We start from the raw sequence: 17,489 nt of genomic DNA, 5'->3' as shown, positions 1-17,489 counted from the left end.
GCACCCGACAACTTTTTGAGAAACCCCGATATCCGCATGAACATCATCGAACCCGGCATCCGCAACCTCGCGCTGGCGAAGGACATCCTGCTCACGCCGTACGGCCTCGACGAAAGCCTGCTCACGCGCACGATCGCCGACATCTTCACGCATCGCGTCGACTACGCGGACCTGTACTTCCAGGCGACCCGCAGCGAAGCGTGGAGCCTCGAGGAAGGCATCGTCAAATCGGGCAGCTTCAGCATCGACCAGGGCGTCGGCGTGCGCGCGGTCGCGGGCGACCGCACCGCGTTCGCGTATTCCGACGACCTGTCGCCGGAAGCGATCGCGCAAGCCGCTGCCGCCACCAAGGCAATCGCGGCGGCCGGCGGCGGCCGCCAGAAGATCAAGGCGGCATCGTCGCTGAAGGGCATCTCGGGCCGCGACCTGTACCTGCCGTCCGATCCGCTCGCATCGCTCGACGCGACGGCCAAGGTCAAGCTGCTCGAGCGCATCGAGCAGATGGCACGCGGCCGCGACCCGCGCATCACGCAGGTGATGGCAGGCCTCGCCGGCGAATACGACGTCGTGCTGGTCGCCCGCAGCGACGGTGCGCTCGCGGCCGACATCCGCCCGCTCGTGCGCGTGTCGGTCACGGTGATCGCCGAGCAGAACGGCCGCCGCGAGATCGGCTCCGGCGGCGGCGGCGGCCGCTTCGACTACGGCTACTTCACCGACGACGTGCTGTCGCGCTACGTGGACGACGCCGTGCATGCGGCGCTCGTGAACCTCGACGCCCGCCCCGCGCCGGCCGGCGCGATGACGGTCGTGCTCGGGCCGGGCTGGCCGGGCGTGCTGCTGCACGAGGCGATCGGCCACGGCCTCGAGGGCGACTTCAACCGCAAGGGCTCGTCGGCATTCGCGGGCCGGATCGGCGAGCGCGTCGCCGCGAAGGGCGTGACCGTCGTCGACGACGGTACGCTGCCGAACCGCCGCGGCTCGCTGAACATCGACGACGAAGGCAACCCGACGCAGTGCACGACGCTGATCGAGGACGGCATCCTGAAGGGCTACATCCAGGACACGCTGAACGCGCGCCTGATGAAGATGCCGGTTACCGGCAATGCGCGCCGCGAGTCGTACGCGGCGCTGCCGATGCCGCGCATGACGAACACGTACATGCTGAACGGCGACAAGGATCCGCAGGAAATCATCGCATCGGTGAAGAACGGCCTGTACGCGGTGAACTTCGGCGGCGGCCAGGTCGACATCACGAACGGCAAGTTCGTGTTCTCGGCGTCCGAGGCGTACATGATCGAGAACGGCAAGATCACTTACCCGGTGAAGGGCGCGACGCTGATCGGCAGCGGCCCCGAATCGCTGAAGGACGTGAGCATGATCGGCAACGACATGTCGCTCGACTCGGGTGTCGGCGTGTGCGGCAAGGAAGGCCAGAGCGTGCCGGTCGGCGTCGGCCAGCCGACCCTGCGGATCGACCGGATGACGGTCGGCGGTACGGCATAACCGCATCGCGGCGCAGACATTCCGCGCATTTTGACGAAAACGCGCGGAATGTCCGCATTTTCGACGTATCCCGGTTGCCAGCCGACCGGCGACCGGGTATAAATTCCGAATCATCTTTTTTGACGAACCGAATCTCCGTCATGTCCGCCAAGTTTTACTTTTACTTTTTTTGGTATCTCAGACCGCTGGCGGATCGAGAGGGTTGATGGCGCGTAAAGCGCAACCGAAATTCCCGAAAAAACCGCCGGCGAACCCGGCGGTTTTTTTTCGCCCTTCGCCACCCGGTCGCCGCCGCAGCGCTCCCGCGGCCCCGACCGACACCACTGAATTGCTTGAATTGATGAATCTGCCGCACGCGCACTCGCACTGACCGAACCGCGCCCGGAACCAAGGAGAAACAGCATGCCCCCGCACAACACCGACGACGTCCGCATTCGCGAACTCAAGGAACTGACGCCGCCCGCCCACCTGATCCGCGAATTCGCGTGCTCCGAAGCCGCGTCGGAGCTGATCTACAACTCGCGCCAGTCGATGCACCGCATCCTGCACGGGATGGACGACCGGCTGATCGTCGTCGTCGGGCCGTGCTCGATCCATGACACGAAGGCGGCGATCGAATACGCGGGCCGGCTGGTGAAGGAGCGCGAGCGCTTCAAGGGGGAACTGGAAATCGTGATGCGCGTGTACTTCGAGAAGCCGCGCACGACGGTCGGCTGGAAGGGCCTCATCAACGATCCGCACCTCGACAACAGCTTCAAGATCAACGAAGGGCTGCGCACCGCGCGCGAGCTGCTGCTGCAGATCAACGAAATGGGGCTGCCGGCCGCGACCGAGTACCTCGACATGATCAGCCCGCAGTACATCGCCGACCTGATCTCGTGGGGTGCGATCGGCGCGCGCACGACGGAATCGCAGGTGCACCGCGAGCTCGCGTCGGGGCTGTCGTGCCCGGTCGGCTTCAAGAACGGCACCGACGGCAACGTGAAGATCGCGGTCGACGCGATCAAGGCGGCCTCGCAGCCGCACCATTTCCTGTCGGTGACGAAGGGCGGCCATTCGGCGATCGTGTCGACGGCGGGCAACGAGGACTGCCACGTGATCCTGCGCGGCGGCAAGGCGCCGAACTACGACGCGGACAGCGTGAACGCCGCGTGCGCGGACATCGGCAAGGCCGGCCTCGCCGCGCGCCTGATGATCGACGCGAGCCACGCGAACAGCTCGAAGAAGCACGAGAACCAGATCCCCGTCTGTGCCGACATCGGCCGCCAGATCGCGGCCGGCGACGAGCGCATCGTCGGCGTGATGATCGAATCGCATCTCGTCGAGGGGCGCCAGGACCTGAAGGAAGGCTGCGAGCTGACCTACGGCCAGAGCATCACCGACGCGTGCATCGCATGGGACGACAGCGTGAAGGTGCTCGAAGGCCTCGCGGAATCGGTGAAGGCGCGCCGCGTCGCACGCGGCAGCGGCAACTGACGGACGCAAACAGGCTGGCCGCATGACCCCGCCTGTGGCGGGTTGGCCATGCGGCCAGCGTACGAGTATTCATTTTGCGTTGACCCGTTAGCCAGCGTTATCTAGCTAATCAGGAAGTGGGCATGCCGACCGTCAACATGCACGATGCAAAATCGCAACTCTCAAGCCTTGTCGAATCTCTTGAATTTGGGCGCGAATCAGATGTCGTGATCACTCGCAATGGCCGTCCAGTCGCCCGGATCGTTCCCTATGCAGCGCCAAGGCGAATCGGCGCAGCCCGTCAGTTGCTTGCCGGACTGAACATCTCGGTGACAGTCGAGGCATTCAACGCCAGCGATGGATCTATCGCCGCCGACTTTGAGGCTAGCTCGGGGCCGCGACTCCCACCGTAAAGACGCTGCGCGTAACTAAAAGCCCGGCTCCCGCCGGGCACTCTCATTGGCGGGAGGCGATCCGCCCGTGCATCACTCGAGCGCGCCCGAGCCGAAGATCTCGGTATTCACGCGTTCCGGCGCGACGCCCAGCGCGACGAGCGCGTCACGCTGCGCCTTCATGAACCCGATCGGGCCGCAGATGTAGTAGTCGGCGTCCGGCACCAGCGCGTATTGCTGCACGCGTTCCGGCGTGAGGCGCCCTTCCAGGTCGTGATCGATGCCGGCGCGATCGTTCGGGCCAACCAGCTCGTACACCACCGTGCGCTTGACGTTCGCATGGTCGCGCACCGTATCGTTCAGCCAGTCGCGGAACGCGTGCACCGCGCCCGAGCGGCAGGCATGGACGAACCGCACTTCGCGCCGGCTGCCCTCGCCGATCAGCGTCGACGCCATCGACATCATCGGCGTGATGCCGACGCCGCCGGAAATCAGCACCACCGGCGTCTCGACGCCACGCTTCAGCGAGAATTCGCCCATCGGCGCGGTCACTTCGACGATCGCGCCCTCTTCCACGCCGTCGTGCATCAGCGTCGATACCTTGCCGGCCGGAATGACTTCCGGCTTGCCGGCTTCACGCTTCACCGAGATGCGCAGCCACTTGCCGTGCGGCGCGTCGGACAGGCTGTACTGGCGCGGCTGGTCGACGCCGAGGTCGCCGACGAAACGCTTCACCGTGAGGTACTGGCCGGGCGCGAACGTCGGCGCCGCGCCGCCGTCGGCCGGCGTCAGGTAGAACGACGTGATCTCGTCGCTTTCGCGCACCTTGCGCTCGACCTTGAACGGGCGGAACCCGCTCCACGCGGCGCCCGCGTACAGGTCGGCCTCGACGCCGATCAGGATCTGCGCGAGCTGGCCGTACGCGACGCGCCATGCCTCGAGCGTCTCGGCATCGACCGCGTCGCCCAGCACTTCGACGATCGACGCGAGCAGGTTCTCGCCGACGATCGGGTAATGCTCGGGGCGGATGTTCAGGCTCGCGTGCTTGTGCGCGATCCTGGTCACGGCGCCGCCCAGCGCGCCGAGGTTGTCGATGTTCGCCGCATACGCGTAGACGGCTTTCGCGAGCGTTTCCGGCTGGCTGCCCGTCTTCTGGTGCGTCTGGTTGAACAGGTTCTTCAGTTCCGGATGGCGCGCGAACATGCGCTGGTAGAAGTGCTTCGTGATCGTCGCGCCATGCACGGCGAGGACAGGGGCAGTGGCCTTCACGCGAGCCATCTGGTCAGCGGTGATGTGGGTCATGTTCGTTCTCCGTTAAACATGCGCACACAATACATCTTTAAAAATGAACGCTCCCCGGGCAAATTGTCGCAGTGCGTCAAAGGGGCAAACCGTCAGCGGACGCGGCCGCGCTCCCACAGCACGTCCGATCCGCCGTCGGTGCGGTTCAGCACGCGGGCCAGCACGAACAGCAGGTCCGACAGCCGGTTCACGTAGCGCCGCGGCGCGTCGTTGAGCGTCTCGGTGCGTCCGAGCGCGACGATCGAACGCTCCGCGCGGCGGCATACGGTTCGGCACACGTGCGCGAGCGATGCCGCGCGCGAGCCGGCCGGCAGGATGAATTCCTTCAGCGGCGGCAGCGTCGCGTTGTAGTCGGCGAGCCAGCGGTCGAGACGCGCGAGATGCGTGTCGTCGAGCACGGTATGGCCGGGTATGCACAGTTCGCCGCCGAGATCGAACAGGTCGTGCTGGATCGTCACGAGCGCCGTGCGGATCTCGTCCGGCAGCGTTTCGGCGAGCAGCACGCCGAGGTTCGAGTTCAGTTCGTCGACGTCGCCGATCGCGGCGATCCGCGTGTCGTCCTTGCCGATGCGCCGGCCGTCGCCGAGCCCGGTGGTGCCATCGTCGCCCGTGCGCGTGGCGATCTTGCTCAAGCGGTTGCCCATGCGAATGTCCTCTCGTGCGTGGCCGCGACGCGGCCCGGTTGCGTTCGAACGCGATTATCGCAGCCCGCGGGAGCGGGCGCAGCGGGCGTTACAGCGTAGAATGGGCCGAAACCCTGCAGCACGGGAGCCGGGCTGGCGCCAACGCGCTCACCCGGATCGACAAGGAGACGTACGTGAATCACCCTGCCCAGCCGGCCGCCACGCGCCGCCCCCTTCCCCCTGCCATGCTCGATGCGCTGCGCGCCGCCTTCGGCGAGCGCGTGTCGACCGCTGACGCCGTCCGCGCCCACCACGGCCGCGACGAATCGCCGTTCGACCCGCAACTGCCCGACGCCGTCGTGTTCGCGCACAGCGCGGACGACGTGCGCGAAGTCGTGTCGCTGTGTTCGCTGTACAGCGTCCCGCTGATCCCGTACGGCGCCGGCTCGTCGCTCGAAGGCCATTTGCTCGCGGTGCGCGGCGGCGTCTCGCTCGACCTGTCGGAAATGAACCGCGTGCTGTCGATCAACGCCGAAGACCTGACCGTGACGGTCGAGCCGGGCATCACGCGCAAGGCGCTCAACGAAGCGCTGCGCGACACCGGCCTGTTCTTCCCGATCGACCCGGGTGCCGACGCGAGCATCGGCGGGATGACCGCAACCCGCGCGTCGGGCACCAACGCCGTGCGCTACGGCACGATGCGCGAGAACGTGCTCGGCCTGACCGCCGTGCTCGCCGACGGCCGCGTGGTGAAAACCGGCTCGCGCGCCCGCAAGTCGTCGGCCGGCTACGACCTCACGCGCCTGTTCGTCGGCTCCGAAGGCACGCTCGGCGTGATCACCGAGATCACGCTGCGCCTGCATCCGCTGCCCGAAGCCGTATCGGCCGCGATCTGCACGTTCCCGTCGATGGGCGACGCGGTGCGCACCGTGATCGAGACGATCCAGATCGGCGTGCCGATCGCGCGCGTCGAATTCGTCGATGCGCTCGCCGTGCGCTCGATCAACCGCCATTCGAACCTGACGCTCACCGAAGCGCCGACGCTGTTCTTCGAATTCCACGGCACCGAGGCCGGCGTGAAGGAACAGGCCGAGCTCGTGCAGGCGCTCGCCGGCCAGAACAACGGCCAGGGCTTCGAATGGGCGACCCGTCCCGAGGATCGCAGCCGGCTCTGGGCCGCCCGCCACAACGCGTATTTCGCGATGCTGCAGTTGAAACCCGGCTGCCGCGCGGTGACGACCGACGTGTGCGTGCCGATCTCGCAGCTCGCCGCGTGCGTCGAGGAAACCGAGGTCGACCTGCGCGCGTCGTCGCTGCCCTGCCCGATCGTCGGCCACGTCGGCGACGGCAATTTCCACGTCGCGATCCTGATCGACCCCGACAAGCCGGAAGAAATCGCCGAGGCCGAGCACATCAACGACCGGATCGTCGAGCGCGCGCTGCGCCTCGGCGGCACCTGCACGGGCGAGCACGGCGTCGGGCTGCACAAGATGCGCTTCCTGCCGAAGGAGCACGGCGACAACGCGATCGACACGATGCGGGCGATCAAGCTCGCGCTCGATCCGCGCAACCTGATGAATCCGGGCAAGATTTTCACGTGCTGACACGGTGGCGCGATGCCGCGCCGCCTGCTGCAGGAGACCCCATGAACGCTCCCGTCGAACTGTCGAGCGCGGCTCGCGCGCAGCGTCAGCGCGAAGTCGTGCAGGCGCTGATGGCCGTGCTGCCGACGCACTGCCTGCTGTACCGCGACGAAGACACGGCGCCGTACGAATGCGACGGCCTGTCCGCGTACCGCCGCCTGCCGCTCGCGGTCGCGCTGCCCGAAACGGAATCGCAGGTGCAGCGGATCGTGCAGATCTGCCGCCGCATGGAAGTGCCGATCGTGCCGCGCGGCGCGGGCACGAGCCTGTCGGGCGGCGCGCTGCCGATGGCGCTCGGCGTCGTGCTGTCGCTGGCGCGCTTCACGCGCATCGTCGAAGTCGATCCTTACGCCCGCACGGCAACCGTGCAGCCCGGCGTGCGCAACCTTGCGATCTCGGAAGCCGCCGCGCCGTACGGCCTGTATTACGCGCCCGATCCGTCGTCGCAGATCGCGTGCACGATCGGCGGCAACGTCGCGGAGAATTCCGGCGGCGTCCACTGCCTGAAATACGGGCTGACCGTGCACAACGTGATGCGCGTGCGTGCGGTGACGATCGACGGCGAGATCGTCGAATTCGGCTCGCTCGCGCTCGACATGCCGGGCCTCGACCTGCTCGCCGTGATGATCGGCAGCGAAGGGATGTTCGCGATCGTCACCGAGGTCACGGTGAAACTGATCCCGAAGCCGCAAACGGCCCAGCTCGTGATGGCGAGCTTCGACGACGTCGTCAAGGGCGGCGAGGCCGTCGCGGCGATCATCGCGTCGGGGATCATCCCGGCCGGGCTCGAAATGATGGACAAGCCGGCCACGCAGGCCGTCGAGTCCTTCACGCATGCCGGCTACGACCTCGACGCGAAGGCGATCCTGCTGTGCGAATCGGACGGCACGCCGGAAGAAGTCGCCGAAGAGATCGTGCGGATGACGGCCGTGCTGCGCGAGCATGGCGCGACGCGCATCCAGGTGTCGCGCAACGAGAGCGAGCGGCTGCGCTACTGGTCGGGCCGCAAGAACGCGTTCCCGGCCGCCGGCCGTATTTCGCCCGACTATTACTGCATGGACGGCACCGTGCCGCGCCGCGCGATCGGCCCGCTGCTCGCGCGCATCGAGCAGCTCGAAACGCGCTACGGGCTGCGCTGCATCAACGTGTTCCATGCGGGCGACGGCAACATGCATCCGCTGATCCTGTACAACGCGAACGATCCGGACGAACTGCACCGTGCCGAGCAGTTCGGCGCGGAAATCCTCGAATGCTGCGTGGAATTCGGCGGCAGCGTGACGGGCGAGCACGGCGTCGGCATCGAGAAGCTCAATTCGATGTGCGTACAGTTCTCGCCGCAGGAGCGCGATGCGTTCTTCGCGGTCAAGCGCGCGTTCGATCCGGCGGGGCTGCTGAACCCGGACAAGGGCATCCCGACCCGGGCGCGCTGTGCCGAGTACGGTCGCCAGCACGTGCGCGGCGGGCTGCTGCCGCACCCCGACCTGCCGCGCTTCTGAGCCTCACCCTCGGTACGCGGCCGGTGCCGGCGGGCGGATCGCGGCGGCGGGTCGCGCCCGCGCGGCCCGTTCGCGCGACGGCGCAAGCTTGCGGCCTGCAATACGGGGCTTAGGGATAGTCGCGATGTGGATTCGCGCCACCCCGGTACAATCGACCGAACAACAAGTCGAGGCAGCAACAGAACATGGAAGAGGACGACATCGTCGCCGGATGGGCCGAGCGTATCCGCGCCGCCAGTGCCGACGGCCGGCCGCTGCGGATTCGCGGCGGCGGCACCAAGGACTGGTACGGCCAGGCGCTCGAGGGCGAAATACTCGACACGCGCGCGTTTCAGGGCGTCGTGTCGTACGACCCGGCCGAACTCGTCGTCACGGTCCGCGCGGGCACGCCGCTCGCGCAGCTTGAAACCGTCCTCGCCGAGTGCGGCCAGATGCTGCCGTTCGAGCCGCCGCACTTCGGCCGCGCGGCCACCGTCGGCGGCTGCGTCGCGGCCGGCCTGGCGGGCCCGCGGCGCGCCACCTGCGGCGCGCCGCGCGATTTCGTGCTCGGCGTCACGCTGATGAACGGCCGCGGCGAAATGCTGCGTTTCGGCGGTCAGGTCGTGAAGAACGTCGCCGGCTACGACGTGTCGCGGCTGATGGCCGGCGCGCTCGGCACGCTCGGGCTGATGCTCGACCTGTCGATCAAGGTGCTGCCGATGCCCGTCGCCGAAGTCACGCTGAAGTTCGAGATGACCGCGACCGACGCGGTGCGCAAGCTCAACGAATGGGGCGGCCATCCGCTGCCCGTCAGCGCGAGCGGCTGGCGCAACGGCACGCTCGTGCTGCGCCTGTCGGGCGCCGAAGCGGCCGTGAAATCCGCGAAGACGCTGCTCGGCGGCGAAGTCGTCGACGCGGTCGAGGCCGAACGCTTCTGGGCCGGCCTGCGCGAGCATACCGACCCGTTCTTCAACGGCATCCCGCCCGGCTATGCGCTGTGGCGCCTCGCGCTGCCGTCGATCACCGAACCGATGCACCTGCCCGGCACCCAGCTGATGGAATGGGGCGGCGCGCAGCGCTGGTGGATCACCGACGCCGACGCGCAGACCGTGCGAATGAGCGCGAAGCAGGCCGGCGGCCACGCGACGCTGTTCCGTGCGGGCGACGCGTACGACCGCAGCGCGGGCGTGTTCACGCCGCTCCCCGCCCCGATGATGAAAATCCACCGCGGGCTGAAGGCCGCGTTCGATCCCGCGCGCATCTTCAACCGCGGCCGGCTCTACCCCGATCTCTGAGGGCTCGATGCAAACGAACCTCGCCGATTTCATCCGCAATACGCCCGACGGCGACGAAGCCGACGCGATATTGCGCAAGTGCGTGCATTGCGGGTTCTGTACCGCGACCTGCCCGACCTACCAGTTGCTCGGCGACGAACTCGACGGCCCGCGCGGCCGGATCTACCTGATCAAGCAGATGGTCGAAGGCGCACCCGTCACGCGCAGCACGCAGCAGCACCTCGACCGCTGCCTCACGTGCCGCAGCTGCGAGACGACCTGCCCGTCCGGCGTCCAGTACGGCCGTCTCGTCGAGATCGGCCGCAAGCACGTCGAGGCGCAGGTGCAGCGCCCGGCGCAGCAGCGTCTCGTGCGCCGCCTGCTCGCGAGCCTGGTGCCGAACGAGGCGCTGTTCTCGCCGGTGATGCGGCTCGGTCAGCACGTGCGGCCGCTGCTGCCGAAGCGGCTGCGCGACAAGGTGCCGCCGCGCACGCGGCTGCTCGAATGGCCGCACCTCACGCATACGCGCAAGATGCTGATGCTCGGCGGCTGCGTGCAGCCGTCGATGCTGCCGAACATCAACATCGCGACCGCGCGCGTGCTGGACGCGCTCGGCATCGAGACGGTCGTCTCGCCCGACGCGGGCTGCTGCGGCGCGATCCGCCTGCACCTGAACTATCACGACGAAGCGCTCGACGACGCGCGCCGCAACATCGACGCGTGGTGGCCCCATGTCGAACAGGGTGTCGAGGCGATCGTGATGAACGCATCGGGCTGCGGCGCGACGGTGCTCGAATACGCGCACCTGCTGCGCGACGACCCGGCCTACGCGGAGAAGGCGCAGCGCATCGTGTCGCTCACGCGCGACATCTCCGACGTGCTGCTCGCGTTCGAGGCCGAGCTCGCGACGCTCGCGCGGCGCCGCGCGATCCATACGGTCGCGTACCACCCGCCGTGCACGCTGCAGCACGGCCAGCAGTCGCGCGGCAAGGTCGAACGCCTGCTCGAGACGCTCGGCATCGACGTGCGGCTGCCGGCCGACAGCCATCTGTGCTGCGGGTCGGCCGGCACCTATTCGCTGACGCAGCCGTCGCTGTCGTACCGGTTGCGCAAGCAGAAGCTGCTGAAGCTGCAGGCGCTCGAACCGCAGATGATCGTCTCCGGCAATATCGGCTGCATCGCGCACCTGCAGAGCGGCACGCAGATTCCGGTCACCCACTGGATCCAGCTCGTCGAGCATCTGCTGTACGGCTAGCGCGTGCTCATACGAATGACGGGGGAACGCTGGGCCTCGCGCACGGCGTCCGTATAATGGGCGAATCGATGCGTCGCGTGCCGCGGCGCATCCGCACCATGCCCGCTTCCGTGCCTGCTTTCGTGCCCGTCATGTCCGATCTCGCCGCCCGTCTCGCCTCCGTTCATCGCCGCATCGCCGACGCCGCCCGCGCGGCCGGCCGCGATCCCGCCACCGTGTCGCTGCTCGCCGTGTCCAAAACGTTTCCCGCCGACGACGTGCGCGCCGCGCATGCGGCCGGGCAGCGTGCCTTCGGCGAAAACTACGTGCAGGAATCGATCGACAAGATCGACGCGCTCGCCGACCTGCGTGCGGACCTCGAATGGCATTTCATCGGGCCGCTGCAATCGAACAAGACGCGCCCGGTTGCCGAACGCTTCGACTGGGTCCATTCGGTCGACCGGCTGAAGATCGCGCAGCGCCTGTCGGAACAGCGCCCCGCGCACCTGCCGCCGCTCAACATCTGCGTGCAGGTGAACATCAGCGGCGAGGCGTCGAAGAGCGGCGTTGCGCCGGCCGACGTGGCCGAGGTTGCGCGCGCGGTCGCCGCGCTGCCGTCGCTGCGGCTGCGCGGGCTGATGGCGATTCCCGAACCGGCCGGCGATACCGACGCGCAACGCGCGCCGCATCGAGCGCTGCGTGCGCTGTTCGACACGTTGCGTGCCGACGGCCTGCCGCTCGACACGTTGTCGATGGGCATGTCCGCCGATCTCGACGCGGCCGTGCTCGAAGGCGCGACGATCGTGCGCGTCGGCACCGCGATCTTCGGCGCGCGCGATTACTCGCACTGAACGCCACGCCCTTTTACGCCTTTCCGTTCACTCACTCGCTCAATCCGACATCATGAAAATCGCATTCATCGGCGGCGGCAACATGGCCGCGGCCCTGATCGGCGGCCTGATCAAGCGCGGCGTCGCCGCTGACGGCCTGTATGCCATCGACGTCAACGAAGAGGTGCGCGCGCGCGCCGCCCAGCAGTTCGGCGTGCGCACCGGCGCGGCCATCGACGCGGCGCTCGCCGACTACGACGCGGTCGTGCTCGCGGTGAAGCCGCAGGTGCTGAAGGACGTCGCGCAGGCACTCGCACCGCACCTGAAGACGCAACTCGTGATCAGCATCGCGGCCGGGATCCGCGGCAGCGATCTCGCACGCTGGCTCGGCGACTACGCGCGCGTCGTGCGCACAATGCCGAACACGCCGGCGCTCGTCGGCATGGGCGTGACGGGCCTCGCGGCGCTGCCGGGCGTCGACGCGGCGGGCCGCGAACTCGCGTCGAACGTGCTGGGTGCAGTCGGTGAAATCGTGTGGTTCGATGACGAGTCGAAGCTCGACGCCGTCACGGCCATTTCGGGCAGCGGCCCCGCGTACGTGTTCTATTTCATCGAAGCGCTGCAGGAAGCCGCGCGCCAGCTCGGCATGAACGACGAACAAGGCCGTGCGCTCGCGGTCGCGACGTTCACGGGTGCCGCGCAACTGGCCGCGCAATCGGGCGAGCCGGCGAGCGTGCTGCGCGAGCGCGTGACGTCGAAGGGCGGCACGACGGCCGCCGCGCTCGCGTCGTTCGACGCGCAAGGCGTGAAGGATGCGATCGTGCGCGGTGCACTCGCGGCCGAAGCGCGCGCGAAGGAAATGGGCGACGAGCTCGGCCGCGCGTAAGCGCGCCGGCGGTGCCGCCCCGGCGCTCGCTGTATGCGTTGGACGCCCCGCCCCGTCATACTGATGTGCACGACCAACAAAAAAGCGGCCCAGGCCGCTTTTTTGTTGGTACCGCGCCCCGCATCGCCTACCGCCTGCGGTGAGATCGCGACATTCAGCTCCCCGCCAGCAGGTAGTGCACGGCGATCCCGGCGAACAGCACGCCGCCGAGCCAGTTGTTGTGCCGGAACGCCGCAAAGCACGGCATCCGCTCGCGGTCCTTGATCAGCGTGTAGTGATACAGCGCGCAGCCGGCCGCCGCCGCCCAGCCGGCCCAGTATGCGAGGCCGAAGCCGAGCGTCACGCCGATCCACACGTAGATGCCGAGCGTCACCGCGTAGCACAGCATCACGGCCGCGACGTCGAAGCGGCCGAACGTCAGCGCGGACGTGCGGATGCCGATCTTGATGTCGTCGTCGCGATCGACCATCGCGTATTCGGTGTCGTACGCGACCGACCAGAAAATGTTCGCGATCAGCATCACCCACGCGATCGTCGGCACCGTGTCCTGCACGGCCGCGAACGCCATCGGGATGCCGAAGCCGAACGCGATGCCCAGATAGGCCTGCGGAATCGCGAAGAAGCGCTTCATGAACGGATACGAGCCCGCGACGAATAGCGCGACGACGGACAGCTGCTTCGTCAGCGTGTTGAGCGGCAGGATCAGCAGGAACGAGATGAAGGCGAGCCCGACCGCGATCGCGATGGCTTCCCATGCGCGGATCTTGCCCGACGTCAGCGGCCGGTCGGCCGTGCGCTTCACGTGGCGGTCGAAGTCGCGGTCGGCGTAATCGTTCATCGCGCAGCCGGCCGAACGCATCAGCAGCGTGCCGAGCGAGAAGATCACGAGCAGCGGCCAGCGCGGATGGCCGTCGGACGCGATCCACAGCGCGTTGAGCGTCGGCCACAGCAGCAGCAGGCTGCCGATCGGCTTGTCCATCCGGACGAGCCGCAGATACAGGGGAAAGCGGGCAAGCATGGCGAAGCACCGGGAAGATAACCCCGGCATTTTAGAGCCGAGCGGTGCTTCGCGTCATGTCGGCAAGGCCCGCGGGCGATCGCGGCCGGACGCCGGCGCGCTGCCCGCGCCCGCCGCACGTGGCCGAGCTGCAACGCGCATCAATCAAGGGACAGAGCCAGCGCACGCACGGATCCGCGCAAAGCGCCCGACTGGGTTCGGCCCGACTAGGGCGGATCAATCAGGGCCGGAGTCACGATGCGCAGGCTTCGGCCAGCCTGCCGCGCGTTGCACGCCTACGCGAGCAACGACCGCAGCATCCACGCGGTTTTTTCATGAATCTGCAGGCGCTGCGTCAGCAGGTCGGCGGTCGGCTCGTCGCTCGCCGCATCGGCAAGCGGAAAAATCGCACGTGCGGTACGCACGACGGCCTCGTGCCCTTCGACGAGCTGGCGGATCATGTCTTCGGCAGCGGGCACACCGTTCGCTTCCGGCACCGACGACAGTTTCGCGAAATCGCCGAAGGTGCCCGGCGCGACGACGCCGAGCGTGCGAATGCGTTCGGCAACCGAATCGACCGCGAGCCACAGTTCGTTGTACTGCTCCTCGAACATCAGGTGCAGCGTGTTGAACATCGGGCCCGTGACGTTCCAGTGGAAATTGTGGGTCTTCAGGTACAGCGTGAACGTATCGGCAAGCAGGCGCGACAGGCCTTCCGCGATCTTCTTGCGGTCCTTGTCGCTGATGCCGATGTTGATCTGGGCAGCTTGAGTTTTCCTGGCCATGTTCCGTACTCCTTATTCAATGAAACAGAGCAATGAAAGTGAATCGGACTACCTGCCTATTGATACCACACCTGCCGCACGCGCGTGGCGAGCGAAACGCCTCGCTCAGGCGGCCGCGATCGCATGCAGCGCCTGCGACACCAGTTCGGCCGCCCCGCCGATGACGATGGCGGATCCGACGACGTATCGCGCGACCTCTGCCGGCGACGCCAGTACAGCGCGCGTTTTCAACATCATTTGCGTCATGATCGTCACTCCTTCAACAACACTCAGGGTCAGGAAGAAACGGCCGGTTGGACGACCGGCCGTTTCCCGTTAATGCCTCACCGCACTACCGCGCGGCGACGCTTACGCGAGGTCGAAGCGGTCCAGGTTCATCACCTTGTTCCAGGCCGCGACGAAGTCGTGCGCGAACTTCTCCTTCGCATCCGCGCTGCCGTACACCTCGGCCAGCGCACGCAGTTGCGCATGCGAGCCGAAGATCAGGTCGACGCGCGAGCCCGTCCACTTGACCTGGCCCGTCGCCCGATCGCGCCCTTCGAACACGTCGTTCGCGGCCGACACCGGCTTCCATTCCGTGCCCATGTCGAGCAGGTTCACGAAGAAGTCGTTCGTCAGCGCTTCCGGACGGTCGGTGAACACGCCACGCTTCGCATCGCCGGCGTTCGCCCCCAGCACGCGCAGGCCACCGACGAGCACCGTCATCTCGGGCGCGGTCAGCGTCAGCAGTTGCGCCTTGTCGACCAGCAGTGCCTCGGCCGGCGTCTTGTATGCGCTCTTCAGGTAGTTGCGGAACCCGTCCGCCACCGGCTCGAGCACGGCCATCGCTTCGACATCGGTCTCTTCCTGCGACGCATCCGCACGGCCCGGTGCGAACGGCACCGTCACGGCGATACCCGCATTCTTCGCGGCCTGCTCGACGCCGGCCGCACCGGCCAGCACGATCAGGTCGGCCAGCGACACCTTCTTGCCGCTCGTCTGCGCGTCGTTGAACGCCTTTTGCACGCCTTCGAGCGTCTCGAGCACCTTCGCGAGTTCAGCCGGACGGTTCACTTCCCAGTCCTTCTGCGGCGCCAGGCGGATACGCGCACCGTTCGCGCCGCCGCGCTTGTCCGACCCGCGGAACGTCGCAGCCGACGCCCATGCGGTCGACACGAGCTGCGACACCGACAGGCCCGTAGCCAGCACCTTCGCCTTCAGCTCGGCGACGTCGGCGGCGTCGATCAGCGGGTGATCGACGGCCGGGATCGGGTCCTGCCACAGCAGGTGTTCCGCCGGCACGTCCGGGCCGAGATAGCGGGAACGCGGGCCCATGTCGCGGTGCGTGAGCTTGAACCACGCGCGTGCGAACGCGTCGGCGAACTCGGCCGGGTTCTCGTAGAAACGGCGCGAAATCTTTTCGTAGGCCGGATCGAAACGCAGCGACAGGTCGGTCGTCAGCATCGTCGGGCGATGCTTCTTCGACGCGTCGAATGCATCCGGAATCACCTCGCCTGCGTCCTTCGCGACCCACTGGTGCGCGCCGGCCGGGCTCTTCGTGAGCTCCCACTCGTAGCTGAACAGGTGCTTGAAGAAGTCGTTGCTCCACTGCGTCGGCGTCGACGTCCACGTGACTTCGAGGCCGCTCGTGATGGCATCCTTGCCCTTGCCCGTGCCGAACGTGCTCTTCCAGCCGAGCCCCTGCTCTTCGAGGCCCGCGGCTTCCGGCTCGGGGCCGACGTTCGAGGCCGGACCGGCGCCGTGCGTCTTGCCGAACGTATGGCCGCCCGCGATCAGCGCGACCGTCTCTTCGTCGTTCATCGCCATGCGCGCGAACGTCTCGCGGATGTCATGCGCGGCGGCGACCGGGTCGGGGTTGCCGTCCGGGCCTTCCGGGTTCACGTAGATCAGGCCCATCTGCACCGCGGCGAGCGGGCTTTCGAGTTCGCGCTTGCCCGAGTAGCGGCTGTTCGGGCCGCCGCTCAGTTCCAGCCAGATCTTTTCCGAACCCCAGTACACGTCGTCCGGTTCCCACGTATCGACGCGGCCGCCGGCGTAGCCGAAGGTCTTGAAGCCCATCGATTCGAGCGCGACGTTGCCGGTCAGGATCAGCAGGTCGGCCCACGAGATGTTGCGGCCGTACTTCTGCTTGATCGGCCACAGCAGGCGGCGCGCCTTGTCGAGGCTGACGTTGTCCGGCCAGCTGTTGAGCGGCGCGAAGCGCTGCTGCCCGCCGCCCGCGCCGCCGCGGCCGTCGGCCGTGCGGTACGTGCCGGCGCTGTGCCAGGCCATGCGGACGAACAGGCCGCCGTAGTGGCCGAAGTCGGCCGGCCACCAGTCCTGCGACGCCGTCATCAGTGCGTGCAGGTCCTTCTTCACCGCCTCGAGGTCAAGCTTCTTGAACGCTGCGGCGTAGTCGAAATCCGGGTCCATCGGATCGGACAGCGCCGAATGCCGATGCAGGACGTTCAGGTTCAGCTGATTCGGCCACCAGTCCTTGTTCGTCGTGCCGCCACCAGCGGTGTGGTTGAACGGGCACTTCGTTTCGTTCGACATGCTTTTTCTCCTTGTCTTGCTCATAGGCCCCCACGTGCCAGGCGCGGTTCGTGGAGCATTGCGGGGGGATGAAACGGAACAGGCGGTTCCTCCTGTCGTACTACGGGACGTCGTGCGCGGCCTGCGACCCGCTTTCCCGCTGCGACGCGCCGCAGGCGGGGCGCTCGGGAAAGCGGCTGCCGGCAGTCGTCGTGCCGGCGAGGCGGTCGGCTTTTCGGGTATCGGACATGCAATGCTCCCTCATGGCTCGGCGGCAGTTAGTCGGGGGAACACAGGACCGGCGTGCGGCGGCACTCATCCGCCATACACACGATCCGCCAGGTACGCGAACGCAATCGGACGCAGGCTGCGAACCGCCGCCCTGGCGCGATGTACGACCGCGTCGCGCGACGGGATGTTCCGCTGCGCGTGCTGCAATACCGACCGCATCATGACATCCTCCTTTGACGCTTGCATTCAACGTGCTGATCGGTCGTCGACATCACGCCGATCCATGGAGAAGATTCTATCTACATCTATCGATTGATTGAATTTGATAAATTTCATCTATTCGAT

17 protein-coding genes are annotated in these 17,489 nt (G+C 67.3%); 9 read left to right on the top strand and 8 right to left on the bottom strand.

Annotation, left to right across the window (positions count from 1 at the left end):
• Positions 1-36: 36 nt before the first annotated feature.
• Positions 37-1,503 (top strand): metalloprotease TldD, encoded by a 1,467-nt coding sequence (gene tldD / locus LGM56_RS09890; protein ID WP_039361365.1) that lies wholly within the window; start codon positions 37-39, stop codon positions 1,501-1,503.
• A gap of 110 nt (positions 1,504-1,613) precedes the next feature.
• On the opposite strand, the gene LGM56_RS09885 is transcribed toward tldD, so the two are convergent.
• A complete protein-coding gene (locus LGM56_RS09885; protein ID WP_226204389.1) occupies positions 1,614-1,907 on the bottom strand; it encodes a hypothetical protein in 294 nt (97 codons plus the stop codon).
• On the opposite strand from LGM56_RS09885, the gene aroG reads away from it, so the two are divergent.
• A complete protein-coding gene (gene aroG / locus LGM56_RS09880; RefSeq protein WP_226204387.1) occupies positions 1,906-2,979 on the top strand; it encodes a 3-deoxy-7-phosphoheptulonate synthase AroG in 1,074 nt (357 codons plus the stop codon). The genes LGM56_RS09885 and aroG overlap by 2 nt on opposite strands.
• Before the next feature lie 122 nt (positions 2,980-3,101).
• Entirely contained in the window at positions 3,102-3,371 is a 270-nt protein-coding gene (locus LGM56_RS09875) for a type II toxin-antitoxin system Phd/YefM family antitoxin (RefSeq protein WP_226204385.1), read from the top strand.
• Positions 3,372-3,443: 72 nt separating this feature from the next.
• On the opposite strand, the gene hmpA is transcribed toward LGM56_RS09875, so the two are convergent.
• The gene (gene hmpA, locus LGM56_RS09870; protein ID WP_226204383.1) at positions 3,444-4,652 is read right to left on the bottom strand and encodes an NO-inducible flavohemoprotein; all 1,209 of its coding nucleotides are present in this window, start codon (positions 4,650-4,652) and stop codon (positions 3,444-3,446) included.
• Between the two features lie 92 nt (positions 4,653-4,744).
• On the bottom strand, positions 4,745-5,296 hold the full coding sequence (locus LGM56_RS09865) for a cob(I)yrinic acid a,c-diamide adenosyltransferase (protein ID WP_039361370.1): 552 nt from the start codon (positions 5,294-5,296) through the stop codon (positions 4,745-4,747).
• Between the two features lie 173 nt (positions 5,297-5,469).
• Here LGM56_RS09865 and LGM56_RS09860 point away from each other — a divergent pair, with 173 nt between their 5' ends.
• From LGM56_RS09860 to proC, 6 genes are all read left to right on the top strand, one after another.
• Positions 5,470-6,879 carry an FAD-binding oxidoreductase gene (locus tag LGM56_RS09860; protein ID WP_089444963.1) on the top strand — a complete coding sequence of 470 codons (1,410 nt, stop codon included), beginning with the start codon at positions 5,470-5,472 and terminating at the stop codon, positions 6,877-6,879.
• Between the two features lie 41 nt (positions 6,880-6,920).
• A complete protein-coding gene (locus tag LGM56_RS09855; protein ID WP_089424543.1) occupies positions 6,921-8,414 on the top strand; it encodes an FAD-linked oxidase C-terminal domain-containing protein in 1,494 nt (497 codons plus the stop codon).
• Positions 8,415-8,599: 185 nt separating this feature from the next.
• Positions 8,600-9,688 carry a glycolate oxidase subunit GlcE gene (gene glcE, locus LGM56_RS09850; RefSeq protein ID WP_166922464.1) on the top strand — a complete coding sequence of 363 codons (1,089 nt, stop codon included), beginning with the start codon at positions 8,600-8,602 and terminating at the stop codon, positions 9,686-9,688.
• A 7-nt stretch (positions 9,689-9,695) separates the two neighbouring features.
• Positions 9,696-10,922, top strand: coding sequence for a glycolate oxidase subunit GlcF (gene glcF, locus LGM56_RS09845; protein WP_089424541.1), 1,227 nt, complete (start codon positions 9,696-9,698; stop codon positions 10,920-10,922).
• A gap of 131 nt (positions 10,923-11,053) precedes the next feature.
• Positions 11,054-11,752, top strand: coding sequence for a YggS family pyridoxal phosphate-dependent enzyme (locus LGM56_RS09840; RefSeq protein WP_089425846.1), 699 nt, complete (start codon positions 11,054-11,056; stop codon positions 11,750-11,752).
• A gap of 52 nt (positions 11,753-11,804) precedes the next feature.
• Entirely contained in the window at positions 11,805-12,617 is an 813-nt protein-coding gene (proC, locus tag LGM56_RS09835; RefSeq protein ID WP_089494124.1) for a pyrroline-5-carboxylate reductase, read from the top strand.
• A 154-nt stretch (positions 12,618-12,771) separates the two neighbouring features.
• Here proC and ubiA read toward each other — a convergent pair whose 3' ends face one another.
• The 5 genes from ubiA to LGM56_RS36745 form a co-directional block, all read right to left on the bottom strand.
• The gene (gene ubiA / locus LGM56_RS09830) at positions 12,772-13,635 is read right to left on the bottom strand and encodes a 4-hydroxybenzoate octaprenyltransferase (protein ID WP_226204381.1); all 864 of its coding nucleotides are present in this window, start codon (positions 13,633-13,635) and stop codon (positions 12,772-12,774) included.
• Between the two features lie 275 nt (positions 13,636-13,910).
• A complete protein-coding gene (gene dpsA, locus LGM56_RS09825; RefSeq protein ID WP_089424538.1) occupies positions 13,911-14,399 on the bottom strand; it encodes a non-specific DNA-binding protein DpsA in 489 nt (162 codons plus the stop codon).
• Positions 14,400-14,504: 105 nt separating this feature from the next.
• Positions 14,505-14,645: a hypothetical protein gene (locus tag LGM56_RS09820; RefSeq protein WP_174973271.1), complete on the bottom strand. Its 141-nt coding sequence runs from the start codon at positions 14,643-14,645 to the stop codon at positions 14,505-14,507.
• Positions 14,646-14,747: 102 nt separating this feature from the next.
• A complete protein-coding gene (katG, locus tag LGM56_RS09815; RefSeq protein WP_226204379.1) occupies positions 14,748-16,934 on the bottom strand; it encodes a catalase/peroxidase HPI in 2,187 nt (728 codons plus the stop codon).
• A 100-nt stretch (positions 16,935-17,034) separates the two neighbouring features.
• Positions 17,035-17,163, bottom strand: a complete 129-nt coding sequence (locus LGM56_RS36745) for a hypothetical protein (RefSeq protein WP_256978099.1) — start codon at positions 17,161-17,163, stop codon at positions 17,035-17,037.
• Between the last annotated feature and the right edge of the window lie 326 nt (positions 17,164-17,489).

Origin of the sequence: Burkholderia sp. AU38729, from assembly GCF_020419725.1 — a bacterium.
Taxonomy (GTDB): Bacteria; Pseudomonadota; Gammaproteobacteria; order Burkholderiales; family Burkholderiaceae; genus Burkholderia.
This window is presented reverse-complemented; position numbering and strand designations above follow the sequence as displayed.

Bases quoted from the DNA above. Each gene is read 5' to 3' on its own strand.
- LGM56_RS09840 (WP_089425846.1), top strand. From the start codon at position 11,054: ATGTCCGATCTCGCCGCCCGTCTCGCCTCCGTTCATCGCCGCATCGCC.
- glcE (WP_166922464.1), top strand. From the start codon at position 8,600: ATGGAAGAGGACGACATCGTCGCCGGATGGGCCGAGCGTATCCGCGCC.
- LGM56_RS09885 (WP_226204389.1), bottom strand. From the start codon at position 1,907: ATGCTGTTTCTCCTTGGTTCCGGGCGCGGTTCGGTCAGTGCGAGTGCG.
- aroG (WP_226204387.1), top strand. From the start codon at position 1,906: ATGCCCCCGCACAACACCGACGACGTCCGCATTCGCGAACTCAAGGAA.
- proC (WP_089494124.1), top strand. From the start codon at position 11,805: ATGAAAATCGCATTCATCGGCGGCGGCAACATGGCCGCGGCCCTGATC.
- ubiA (WP_226204381.1), bottom strand. From the start codon at position 13,635: ATGCTTGCCCGCTTTCCCCTGTATCTGCGGCTCGTCCGGATGGACAAG.
- LGM56_RS09855 (WP_089424543.1), top strand. From the start codon at position 6,921: ATGAACGCTCCCGTCGAACTGTCGAGCGCGGCTCGCGCGCAGCGTCAG.
- LGM56_RS09865 (WP_039361370.1), bottom strand. From the start codon at position 5,296: ATGGGCAACCGCTTGAGCAAGATCGCCACGCGCACGGGCGACGATGGC.
- LGM56_RS09875 (WP_226204385.1), top strand. From the start codon at position 3,102: ATGCCGACCGTCAACATGCACGATGCAAAATCGCAACTCTCAAGCCTT.
- LGM56_RS36745 (WP_256978099.1), bottom strand. From the start codon at position 17,163: ATGTCCGATACCCGAAAAGCCGACCGCCTCGCCGGCACGACGACTGCC.
- katG (WP_226204379.1), bottom strand. From the start codon at position 16,934: ATGTCGAACGAAACGAAGTGCCCGTTCAACCACACCGCTGGTGGCGGC.
- hmpA (WP_226204383.1), bottom strand. From the start codon at position 4,652: ATGACCCACATCACCGCTGACCAGATGGCTCGCGTGAAGGCCACTGCC.
- glcF (WP_089424541.1), top strand. From the start codon at position 9,696: ATGCAAACGAACCTCGCCGATTTCATCCGCAATACGCCCGACGGCGAC.
- LGM56_RS09820 (WP_174973271.1), bottom strand. From the start codon at position 14,645: ATGACGCAAATGATGTTGAAAACGCGCGCTGTACTGGCGTCGCCGGCA.
- tldD (WP_039361365.1), top strand. From the start codon at position 37: ATGAACATCATCGAACCCGGCATCCGCAACCTCGCGCTGGCGAAGGAC.
- dpsA (WP_089424538.1), bottom strand. From the start codon at position 14,399: ATGGCCAGGAAAACTCAAGCTGCCCAGATCAACATCGGCATCAGCGAC.